Here is a 10,666-nt window from a genome sequence, read left to right as displayed (position 1 = left end):
GGGCCTCGGCAAGGAAGGCGGCCATCAGGGCATCGAGGATTATCTCGACACCAAATATGTCTGCATCGGCGGACTTGGTCTCTAGTGGGCCGGCTTTTGCCAGCGCCTCTTAATAAGCCGAGCTGAAAGAGGGCGACTGCTTCTCAATCGTTGGCTGCGTTCAAAAAGGTTGGCTAAGAACGCCACGCTCCATTCTCGATGGCAGACCAGAAGTGTGAAGGCTGTTCGCTGTCTATGAAACCATCGCGGTATTCGTCGAGGCGGAAGGCGGGTCCCCGGCCACAATTCCACAGCCAATACGTGACCGGTTGTCCATTCCACAAGCAGGCCAGCGTCGCTGGCACAATTTGATTATGAGCAGTGGCTCGGAAGTAAATCGGGTGAAGAATGAGCTCGAGTCGTCATAGGAGGTGCGTTCTCCTGGATTGACGTTCCGACTGGTCACTCAGATCTCTCTTGGACCATCGCAGATCTGGCCGCCGTTGTCAGTCAGTCCATGAACTGCAGCAAACTTTGGGATTTTACGATAGATAGTCCGCTTGCGGAACAAAGCGGCCGTCAGACTCGGGAGGTTTCGGCTATCGCCCAACGACAAACGCCGAAAACTCGAAGGTATTCACATAATAGCGGAATGCGGCCTCCGCCTTTGCCGGCGTGGAGGTGACCTATTCGGTTTCGGGCGAAGAGGCTTCAATCGCCAGCACATCCAGCCCCTCAATCTCCTGCATCATCTTTCCGGCGATACCCTGCAAGTCACCATACATGCCGACGGTCGCCTCGATCACCACTTGGATCTGCGCCTCGCGCTTGACCCACAGGCGTGTTGTGGCCTTGCGTTCCTTGGCGAGATCCTCCTGCATATCGGAGAATTTCTCCACGATCGCCTCAACGCGGTGGCGGAACCGCGGACCGGTCAGATAGCCGTAGACCTGCTCCATTTTGGTGGCCTGGCCGTCCTGGGCGAGACGGGAGTTCGCCAGCTCAATCAGGGATTGCCGAAGCATGATAGCGATCGGGATCGCACATTTGGGATGGGCGACATAGACTCCGTCCACAAGATCGAAGGTTTCCACGCCGGGAGGCAACGCTTCCGAGACCATCAGCGCGATATCCGCTTTCGCGGCTCGTTGATCTCCTCTGAGCTTACCTAGCCAGCCTTGGCTCCAGTTCTTGGTGCGTTTCGATTCCCACAAAATGGCGCCGCATGGCTGGCCGGCCGGCCCGACCACGCGGTGCAGGACATCTCCGCCGAACTCACCCTTGGCAACCGGTTCGATGCTGTCCATCGGGAATCGGCTGGCTATGAGAGACTCCAGCTCAAGCTCGAGGACCTCGCTCTGCAGCTGCTGAGAACCCTGTTCCGCACGGCGCTTCAGCTCCTCAATCTGACGCTGCATGCCGGCGATCTGCTCTTCTTTTTCCGCGACCTTCATTTTGAGGCCGTCTTCGGCTTCGGACCTCGCCTTTACGCGAACGGCGTCCAATCCTTCCTGGATCTTCCTTTCGATGATCAGCGCCATCTCCCGCTTTTCGTCGTCGAGCGCACGCTGCTTTTTCAGGAATTCCGCCTGTTGCTGCTGGGCCTCGGCGAGCTTTTCGTCGCGCGCCTTCAACGTCGCTTCCAGCTCGGCAAGCTTGTTATCCCTGTCCTCCAGGTCTACCGAAAGCAGTAATTTTGCCTTGCGCGCTTCCTCTACCGCGATTGCGGCACGCTCAAGCTTGATTCGCTCAGCCACCTGGTTGCCGATGTCCTCTTTGGCGGCGTCGATGGCGGCCCGCTCGCGTTTAAGCTCCTCCTCCCGATCTGCCATTGACGCGTTGCTCTGCGCCAAGCGCCGTTCATACTCCTCGCGGGTGGCGGCAATCAGCGGCGCCGCAAGCGACTCGTTGAGCTTGATGTCTGTTTTGCAGCTCGGGCAGCTGATCGTCGGTTCATTGAGAATCCTGGGCTGGACAGTCATTGGCGGGCTGACTCTCTGAGGGCTGATGTAGTCCCAGACTATATATTATCGACCGCTTTTGGAAAAGAACAGATAGGGAACTCTAGTGTTATCCCCAGCGTGCGGACGGAACGGCAATTTCGTCGTCGAATTGAGCAGTCTGCATCGGCTCGAGCCAAACATCCTACGATCGGGGCAAGTTCGATCGCCATGAAGCCAGGGATGGCCTCAGCAAAGGTTCAAAGCCGGATTCTCCCGGATCGCCTTCGAGCCGCGGTTCGACGCGACGGGCCAGACGGTTCACTTCGCCCGCAAACGGAACGGTGAATTAACCGTCTTCTACGAATGACTGTTTCTCTTTTGCGACCTGATCGGCATTCCGCGGGAACGTGACCCGAGAATGAAATCAAACACCGCTTGAGGCTGAGTCGCCTGCAAGGCTGCCGGAATCCTTGCTGCGGCTTCGGCCTGTTCGGCAAGTACTGTGAGTGACATGCCGAGCGCACGCTCGATGGCGCGATCCGGCGCGTTCATCAACCGACGAAGGAGCGCCGCGGCGCGTCCAGCATGACGCACCGCCGCCGCATGCTTGCCCTCGCGGATCTTCACGCCGGCCGCCGATAACAGGATCAATCCCTTGAAGAGCATCCGAAGCGGAGCGCCTCGATCTGCAACCTGCCAAAGACCTTCCCAAGCCTCATGGGCTTCCCAGTAATAACCAGAGGTCGATACCCCAGAGGAACATGTCCGAGTCAAGTGACGCCTCTTCAGCAATCTGAATTGCTTCCCAGTGATAGCTGTGTCCTGCAGGGTCGCGCACAGGATGCGGCTGCCGGCCGGGAAGATACGCATAGGACGGAAAGCTCTTTTCCGGTAGCCAGCGCGGGCGCAACGTCGAACCAGTAGCCATCAAAGACGAATAGTGTCACTTGGCAATTAATTACGATAGAGGCGATTTGGCCGCGACGGGCGGACCCGCAGGCCGGTCGCCCCTCGTCCGGTACTGCGGACCCCACTTGCGGGTTGTCTCCAGGCAGTCTCATGCGCCTGCGCGTCTGCCGTCCAGCGCAGCTTGAAAAGATGCTCCCAACCGAGCGGCGTCAGACGGCCGGCCTTGTGACTACAGCGCCGACGCACAGCACGGCCGTACCGCGCGGCAACTTCGAGCGGCGAGCTTCCGCTAACGCCCACATTTCTCCGCTATTGCGGCGATGCATTCCTCGAGACGCTCCAGGCGGAATTTCGCAATACGAAGTTCATTCCCGGCTTCGAAACGTCGATGGCGTCCCTGAGGTGTGGTCGCCATGAGGTTGCGCTCCAGTTCGGCAATGTGCGCACGCACCTGTCGGGCATCGTCCTGACGCAATGCCTTGATCCACCCACGCCCGCGCATCAGTCTTCCTGCCAGCACCCCGAAAGTCATGCGGAGTTATGCCACCGAGATCCTAATTTGCGGCAAGCCGAAACACTCGAAATTTAACTTCCGCTAATGCGAAGGAGACGAAACAGTCCGGCAAGATAGTCAAGGAAGCGGACACGATTATCCGAGGCGGCTATCGTCAAGCCAATAAGGCCGAGCCCGAACCGGAAACCGACCGGATATGTGCCCGGAGCGCGTCACGACGCGAAACATCGACCGGGGGATGCGGACGAGACATCCGTGTCCGGTCGAATCCCTTCAAGAGAAAACGCTCGATGCGAAGGTGGCTCAAGCGGTCGCCTTTCGCGGTTGGCTGAACGTATTGTCAGGGCGGGGCAGACCGAAATGGTCTCTTAGCGTTGCCCCATCATAGTCGTGCCGGAAAAGTCCGCGCCTGCGCAAGATCGACACCACCTCCTCGGCGAACACGTCGAACCCGCCTTGCAAATAGGGCGGCATGACATTGAAGCCGTCCGCGGCACCGTTGTCGAACCATTCCTGGATGTTGTCGGCAATCTGTTCGGGCGTCCCGGCCTGGACCCAATGCCCGCGCGCGCCGGCGAGACGGTGGAGCAACTGGCGGATGGTCGGATTCTCTCGCTCGATGATATCGAGCACGACAAGGAAGCGGCTGCTGGCACCGCGCTCGCCCTCGACACTGATGAGCTCGCGCGGAAATGGCCCATCCAGATCGTAGCTGGAAAGGTCGGCGTCCACGATGCGGCGTAGCTGATCCAGAGAATATTCCGGCTGCGTCAGCTCGTTGAACTCGTCATGCAGTGCGCGGGCTTCAGCCTCGGTTGAACCGATGAAGGGACTGATGCCGGGCAACACCTTGACGTGGTCGGGGTTGCGGCCAACCGACTTCACGCGCGCCTTGATGTCGGCATAAAATTCCCGCGCGTTGCCGAGTGTCTGATGTGCTGTGAATATCGCCTCGGCATAGCGGCTTGCGAACGACCGTCCGTCTTGCGACGAACCCGCCTGGACATAGACCGGCCGCCCCTGCGGCGAGCGCGGAAGCGTGAGCGGTCCCTTCACCCGATGATATTTGCCGATGTGGTTGATTGGGTGAATCTTGTCGGTGTCGGCAAAAATTCCGGACTGCCTGTCCGCGACGAGCGCGTCGTCGTCCCAACTGTCCCAGAGCTTCGTCACCACATCGACGAATTCGCCGGCGCGCTCGTAACGGTCGGCATGGGTTGGATGTCGGTCAAAACCGAAGTTCAACGCTGCCGACGCGTCGCCCGTGGTGACGATGTTCCAACCGGCACGCCCGCCGCTCAGATGATCGACAGAAGCAAACAGCCGGGCCAGGTTGTAGGGTTCGTTGTAGGTGGTCGAGGCGGTCGCGATGAAGCCTATTCTTTCAGTCACCGCGGCGAGCGCCGAAATCCATGTCAGCGGCTCCAGCCTGAAGCGGCTTGCGTAGCGGATGTTGTCGGCGAGTGCTGGCCCATCAGCAAAGAACAGCGCGTCGAACTTGCTCGCCTCGGCCTTTTTCGCCAGTTCCTGATAGTAGGCGATGTCCAGCACTCTCTCCGGGGCGGAATCCTTGTAGCGCCAGCCGGCTTCGTGATGGCCGCCGGGATAAATGAAAAGGTTGAGGTTCAACTGTCGTTTTTCGGCAGGCATACGTTGGTCTCCTGGGTATTGACTGGGCGAGAAGCCTTGAGGGCCTCAGACGGGCAGAGCCGGCGCTGTGTCGACGCCGAGATGACGCAGAAGTTCGGAGCGGATCTCGCCGAACCGGCGATCGCCATGATTGCGGGGTTTGGTGACATTGACAGCGATGTCGGCGGCGATCGCGCCGCTGTCGAGTACCAAGACTCGGTCCGCCAGCATCACGGCTTCATCGACATCATGGGTGACCAGCAGGACGGCCGGCTGGTGACGAGCACACAGCTGGCGCAGCAGATCGTGCATGCGCAGGCGGGTCAAGGCGTCGAGCGCGCCGAACGGCTCATCGGCCAGCAGCAGTTCAGGGTCTCGAACAAGCGAGCGCGCCAATGCCACCCGCTGCTGCTCGCCTCCAGAGAGTTCGACCGGCCAGGCGGTCTCGCGGCCGCTCAGGCCAACCTCTTCGAGAGCTGCGCGTCCGCGTTCTGCGGCGTCCGGCAGGCCGAGGCCAAGAACGACATTCTCCAGCACTCGTTTCCATGGCAACAGCCGCGCATCCTGAAACACCACCGACTTCTTATCGGGTGTTTCCAGTCGGCCGGACCCCGAGACTTTGTCATCGAGATCGGCGAGCGCGCGCAACAATGTACTCTTGCCCGACCCGCTGCGGCCGAGAAGGGCGACGAACTCTCCCTTCTCGATGCCGAGACTGAGGCCGTCGAGGATGGTTCGCGGCCCGAACCTTCTCACAAGGCTCTCGACGTGCACCACGGGCGCGCCACTCAATCCGCCAAAGTGCGACGCCATGACAGGGACCTTTCCTGGAAGAAGCGGACGATGCCGTCGCAGGCGAGACCGAGCAACGCGTAGACGGCAAGACCGACGATGACGATGTCAGTCTGGCCATAGTTGCGTGCAAGATCGATCATGTAGCCGATGCCGCTCGTGGCATTGACCTGTTCGACGACGACCAGCGACAGCCAGGCATAGGTCACTGCGAAACGCAGGCCGAGGAAAAAGCCTGGAAGGGCGCCTGGCAGGATGACCTGGCGGATGAATTCGCCGTAGCCCATTCGCAAGGTCTGGGCCAGTTCAACATATCGGTTGTCTATGCCGCGCAAGCTGCTGTGGGTCTGGACATAGATCGGGATCAGTACGGCCAAGGCGATAGTCGTCACCTTCATGCCCTCGCCAATGCCGAACCAGAGCATCAGCAGCGGGATCAGAGCCAGCGTCGGTATGGCTCGCTTGATCTGAACGGGGCCGTCAATGATCGCCTCGCCCAACCGGGACAACCCTGAAATGAGAGCAAGCACGGTCCCGATCAGGATGCCGAACACCAGACCCTGCGCTGCCCGCCAGGCAGACGTCACGAAATGATCCTGGAGCTTCCCTGTGGCGATGAGATCGATGGCAGTGGCGACAACCGACCAAGGCGCCGGCAGCGTTCGTGGATCGATAAAACCGGCGACGCTGCCGATGGACCAGATCACGAGAAGCAGTGCGGGCCCGATCATCGCGCCAAACGGGATCGCCCGTCCGAGGGCGAGGCGGCGCCTCGTTCCCGCCTTGCGAGCCTGTTCAGCGGGCGCAATCAACCCCCTTTCGTAAGGGATAGGGCGTGCAACTGCGGCGGTATGTGAGATTGCGTTCATCTGCGTCGTCTCCAGTGCTGGGAAGCAGGTCGTCAGGACGCGTTCAGCGCATTTGCGGCGATCGTCTCGAAGCGCCTGTCGAAAAGATCCTCGGCCTGGATACGAGGCTTGTTCAGCTCTTTGGCCAGGAGATCGATCGTCGCTTGCTGGCGCACGATCACATCGTTCCAGTCGGATGGAATGTCAAACCGTCCGTCGGCTTCGACGAGATACTGGCCATCTTCGCTGTTGAGGCCCTGGGTGGCGACGTAGTAGCCCTCGATCCACTCTTTCGGGTGCTGCTCTACCCATCGGGCCGCAAGTGCCCAGTAGCGCACATATTCGCCGAGAGCGGCAGCCTTGGCCGGGTCGTCGAGCACGGCCTGCGGGGCGTAAAGATGGTCTGGATCATTACGCAAGCCGTGCGGGATGGTGGTGGCGCCGTCCGCCCCATACTGGCGCAGATAGCGCTTGACGAGGACGCCCCAGATCGGCGCGACATCGACTTGCTTGCTAGCAAGTGCCACCGGATACGCATCGCCTTTGCTGGGCAGTTCGATGAGATTTACATCCTCCTTGTTCAGGCCGACGGCCTGCAGGACCCTCAGCACCAGCGCGCCTTGCGCCTGACCAGGGCTGAAGGCGATCCGTTTGCCGCGCAAATCCGCGAGCGTCTTGACCTCGACGCCCGGCGCAATGCCGAGTTGATAAATCGGGTGTGAAACCGGATCCCTGCGGAACTTCGCAGCAATGATCTTGACCTTGAGCCCAGTCCAGGTCGCGTGGATGGGCGGAATGTCGGCGACCGATCCGACGTCCAATGCATCGGCGCGAAAAGCTTCGATTGTCTGCGGACCGCCGCTGATGTTGGCCCATTCAACCTTGAAGGGTAGCTGGTCGATCAGACCCGAGAGTTCCAGTGCCCTTTGCGTCTCCGGATCGCCGAAAAGAAGCACAGTGCCCTCCGGGATTTTGGTCGGCAGTTTACCCGTGTCCGGACTGCCCGCCTCGGCCCTGAAAGCGGAGGAAGACGCGACCAAGGTTACCGCCAAAGCGGCGACCAATGCACCAAACTTCCTTCTCGAAAACTTCACAGCCAACATCATCGTCTCTCTCTCCAATTGATAAGGCCCAAGCTCATCTGATTATGTTGATCAATTTCGTAGACTATAAAGTACCGGATGCTGTTCTTTGCCGCCGGAAGGAAAAGCTGTTCGCCTGCAATGCTCATTTTGGGCACACGTCGTTCACAAAGCTTCGGACTGCGAAGCAGCACCTCGGCGAGGAACATCCCCACCAAAGCTCATCCAGAAGCTTCATGCCTGGACCGTATCGAGCCGATGCCTGGGGGCTGTTGACGACAGAGCTGGCACCGGCGCGCCGACCGGACCCGAGCTTGCAGATCGTGACGGGCGTGAACGCATTGCCGCATAGGACCGCGCACGCTGGTATCACATTGACAGTTCAACTGTGATCATTAGGCGGTCGAGATAAAAATGGCGCCTGTACGACTAGGACACAAATAATGCGGCAGAATCTGACCCGTCGGTGGGGCAGGTTCTTCTGTTCGTCAGTAACGATCGGATAGGGGATCGATTGCACCGACCAGCCAGAGCCGCCAACGCTTGTGCCTCGGAGAGGGGCTGGAGGGAGTTCGTCAGGCCGGTCTGGTGAGAACGCGATCAGCTTCATCGGCGACCGGCGTCTCGCGCATGAAGCTTCACCGCGGACGTTGGTGGAAACGGGAGAGGAGACAGGTCTGACCGAAAAAAACCCGTCGGACGAATCCGACGGGCACTGGAGAGGCAGATTCGGAAGCTCAGGCGGCGAGAACGGCCTTCGGCTCGACCAGTTCGTAACCGAGCGCTTCGGCCACCGCGCGATTCGTTATCTTGCCCTTGTGGACGTTAAGCCCGTTGCGCAGATGGTGGTCGTCTACCAGCGCCTTGAGGCCCTTGTCGGCGAGCTGCAGGCCATAGTGCAGCGTCGCATTGTTGAGCGCGTGGGCCGAGGTGACCGGCACCGCACCCGGCATGTTGGCGACGCAATAATGGATGATGCCGTCGACTTCATAGGTCGGCTCGGCATGGGTGGTGGCGTGCGAGGTCTCGAAACAGCCGCCCTGGTCGATGGCGACGTCGACCAGCACGGCGCCTTTCTTCATGCCCGACAGCATTTCGCGCGTCACCAGCTTGGGCGCTGCTGCCCCCGGGATCAGCACGGCGCCGACGACTATGTCAGCCGAAAAACATTCTTCCTCCAGCGCCTCGACGGTCGAGTAGCGGGTGTGAACGCGGCCGCTAAAGATGTCGTCGAGCTGACGCAGGCGCGGGATCGAGCGGTCGATAATAGTGACGTCGGCGCCGAGGCCGGCCGCCATCCGTGCGGCATGCAGGCCGACGACGCCGCCGCCAAGCACGGTGACCTTGCCGGGCAGCACGCCGGGCACGCCGCCAAGCAGCACGCCGCGGCCGCCATTGGCCTTCTGCAGCGCCGTTGCCCCCGCCTGGATCGACAGGCGTCCGGCGACTTCAGACATGGGCGCCAGCAGCGGCAGGCCGCCACGATCGTCGGTCACGGTCTCGTAGGCGATTGCGGTCACGCCGGAGGCCAGCAGGCCCTTGGTCTGCTCCGGATCCGGGGCAAGATGCAGATAGGTATAGAGGATCTGGCCGTCGCGGAGCTGAACCCATTCGTTGGGCTGCGGCTCCTTGACCTTCACGATCATGTCGGACTTGGCAAACACGTCGGCTGCCGTCTTGGCGATCGTGGCGCCGGCGGCGCGATACGCGTTGTCATCGGCGCCGATGCCTGCACCGGCGCCGGTCTCGACCAGCACCTCGTGGCCATGAGCGACATATTCACGGACCGAACCCGGTGTCAGGCCGACGCGGTATTCATGGTTCTTGATTTCCCGGGGGCAACCGACGCGCATCTTTTTCTCCTGATCCCGCCCTTTTGGGCTCACTCCCTGTCTAGTGTAGTGAACCATGAATCGTTGCGCAGGTGTTTGCGAATGCGCTTGCGCGGGATCGCGCGTTCGATAATCGTTGCGAGAAATCGCAGGATTTTCGCACGAGTCACGAAAAAGGCCGCTGGACAGGATCGATATCGCCATTCTCGAGGCTTTGCAGAAGGATGGCGGACATCTTGCGATGCGCGGACATAGCGTGGATATCGTGATTGTGGGGCCGCGATTGGATTGATCGAGGCAAAGTCAATTTCGTCCGGCTGCATTCTTTTGGAGCCTCTTGAAAGCAAACAGCTTGCCTTCACGCACGCTGTCTTCAAGTGATCTCGCGTTCGCCAGATGCGCTGCAATCGCGCTGGCCAGCATGCAGCCCGTCCCGCGTATCGATACGGCAAGGCGCGGCATGTCAAAGCGGATTGGTCCTTGATCCAAGCGCAACAGAATATCGGTCGATCGGGGTCCCGCCGCGTGGCCGCCCTTGATCAGCAGGGCCTGTGCGCCGACTGCCAGCAATTTCCGTCCCTGTCTCACCGCATCGCTCTCGTTCGCCGCCGGTTCAGCGCCAACAAGGAGCGCCAGCTCGAAAAGATTGGGTGTGACGAGACGGCAAAACGGCATCAGATCACGTTTCATAGCGCCGATGGCGTCCGTTTCGAGTAGCGCTCGACCTGAAGTGGAGACCAGCACCGGGTCGAGCACTGCCGGCACCTGCGGATTTTCGCGCAGCACGGCGGCAACGCCAGCCATGATCTCAGCGGTTGCGAGCATGCCGATCTTGATGGCCGTCACATTGTTGGCCTGCAGCGCAGCGCGCATCTGATCGGCCACGAGATCGGGCTGAGAAGGATGGACTGCCATGACGGTTTCGTGCGTTTGCACCGTCAGCGCGGTGACAGCCAGGCAGGTGCGCACACCAAGGGAGGAGATCGTCTCGATATCGCGCGCAATTCCAGCCCCACCGCTGGAGTCCGATCCACTGACAAGGAGCACATGCGCTTCTCGCCTCAGCGCCATTTCTCTGTCCTTTCGATCCATTCTCGCGTGCGCGTTTCGGGATCGGCGTTGAGCGTGATGTCGGTCA

10 protein-coding genes and 1 pseudogene are annotated in these 10,666 nt (G+C 60.5%); 1 reads left to right on the top strand and 10 read right to left on the bottom strand.

All coding sequences use genetic code 11. The annotated features are described in order from the left end of the window. Nucleotides 1–665 precede the first annotated feature (665 nt). The 7 genes from NKJ12_RS31375 to NKJ12_RS31345 all read right to left on the bottom strand — a co-directional run bounded on the left by NKJ12_RS31375 (nucleotide 666) and on the right by NKJ12_RS31345 (nucleotide 7,654). Nucleotides 666–1,961 carry a DUF2130 domain-containing protein gene (locus NKJ12_RS31375; RefSeq protein WP_352707553.1) on the bottom strand — a complete coding sequence of 432 codons (1,296 nt, stop codon included), beginning with the start codon at nucleotides 1,959–1,961 and terminating at the stop codon, nucleotides 666–668. A gap of 318 nt (nucleotides 1,962–2,279) precedes the next feature. Continuing rightward, a complete protein-coding gene (locus NKJ12_RS31370) occupies nucleotides 2,280–2,792 on the bottom strand; it encodes a DUF309 domain-containing protein (RefSeq protein WP_352707551.1) in 513 nt (170 codons plus the stop codon). Nucleotides 2,793–3,120: 328 nt separating this feature from the next. Next, nucleotides 3,121–3,363, bottom strand: coding sequence for a hypothetical protein (locus NKJ12_RS31365; protein ID WP_352707549.1), 243 nt, complete (start codon nucleotides 3,361–3,363; stop codon nucleotides 3,121–3,123). Between the two features lie 285 nt (nucleotides 3,364–3,648). Beyond that, nucleotides 3,649–4,995 (bottom strand): LLM class flavin-dependent oxidoreductase, encoded by a 1,347-nt coding sequence (locus NKJ12_RS31360; protein ID WP_352707547.1) that lies wholly within the window; start codon nucleotides 4,993–4,995, stop codon nucleotides 3,649–3,651. Between the two features lie 45 nt (nucleotides 4,996–5,040). Continuing rightward, a complete protein-coding gene (locus NKJ12_RS31355; protein ID WP_352707544.1) occupies nucleotides 5,041–5,787 on the bottom strand; it encodes an ABC transporter ATP-binding protein in 747 nt (248 codons plus the stop codon). Then, nucleotides 5,763–6,635, bottom strand: a complete 873-nt coding sequence (locus NKJ12_RS31350; protein ID WP_352707542.1) for an ABC transporter permease — start codon at nucleotides 6,633–6,635, stop codon at nucleotides 5,763–5,765. The genes NKJ12_RS31355 and NKJ12_RS31350 overlap by 25 nt, the downstream gene beginning before the upstream one ends. Before the next feature lie 32 nt (nucleotides 6,636–6,667). Further along, nucleotides 6,668–7,654 (bottom strand): ABC transporter substrate-binding protein, encoded by a 987-nt coding sequence (locus tag NKJ12_RS31345; RefSeq protein ID WP_352707555.1) that lies wholly within the window; start codon nucleotides 7,652–7,654, stop codon nucleotides 6,668–6,670. On the opposite strand from NKJ12_RS31345, the gene NKJ12_RS31340 reads away from it, so the two are divergent. Continuing rightward, nucleotides 7,605–7,739, top strand: a complete 135-nt coding sequence (locus NKJ12_RS31340; protein ID WP_352707558.1) for a hypothetical protein — start codon at nucleotides 7,605–7,607, stop codon at nucleotides 7,737–7,739. The genes NKJ12_RS31345 and NKJ12_RS31340 overlap by 50 nt on opposite strands. Before the next feature lie 694 nt (nucleotides 7,740–8,433). Here NKJ12_RS31340 and ald read toward each other — a convergent pair. The 3 genes and pseudogenes from ald to NKJ12_RS31325 all read right to left on the bottom strand — a co-directional run. Next, complete coding sequence (ald, locus tag NKJ12_RS31335; protein WP_352707540.1) at nucleotides 8,434–9,549, bottom strand: alanine dehydrogenase; 1,116 nt, start codon at nucleotides 9,547–9,549, stop codon at nucleotides 8,434–8,436. Between the two features lie 282 nt (nucleotides 9,550–9,831). Further along, the gene (locus NKJ12_RS31330) at nucleotides 9,832–10,599 is read right to left on the bottom strand and encodes a hydroxymethylpyrimidine/phosphomethylpyrimidine kinase (protein ID WP_352707538.1); all 768 of its coding nucleotides are present in this window, start codon (nucleotides 10,597–10,599) and stop codon (nucleotides 9,832–9,834) included. Continuing rightward, a pseudogene (locus NKJ12_RS31325) lies at nucleotides 10,590–10,666 on the bottom strand (thiamine phosphate synthase); the annotation flags it as partial. The pseudogene NKJ12_RS31325 and the gene NKJ12_RS31330, both read right to left, overlap by 10 nt.

The organism is Mesorhizobium sp. M0195 (genome assembly GCF_040322115.1).
Taxonomy (GTDB): domain Bacteria; phylum Pseudomonadota; class Alphaproteobacteria; order Rhizobiales; family Rhizobiaceae; genus Mesorhizobium.
This window is presented reverse-complemented; position numbering and strand designations above follow the sequence as displayed.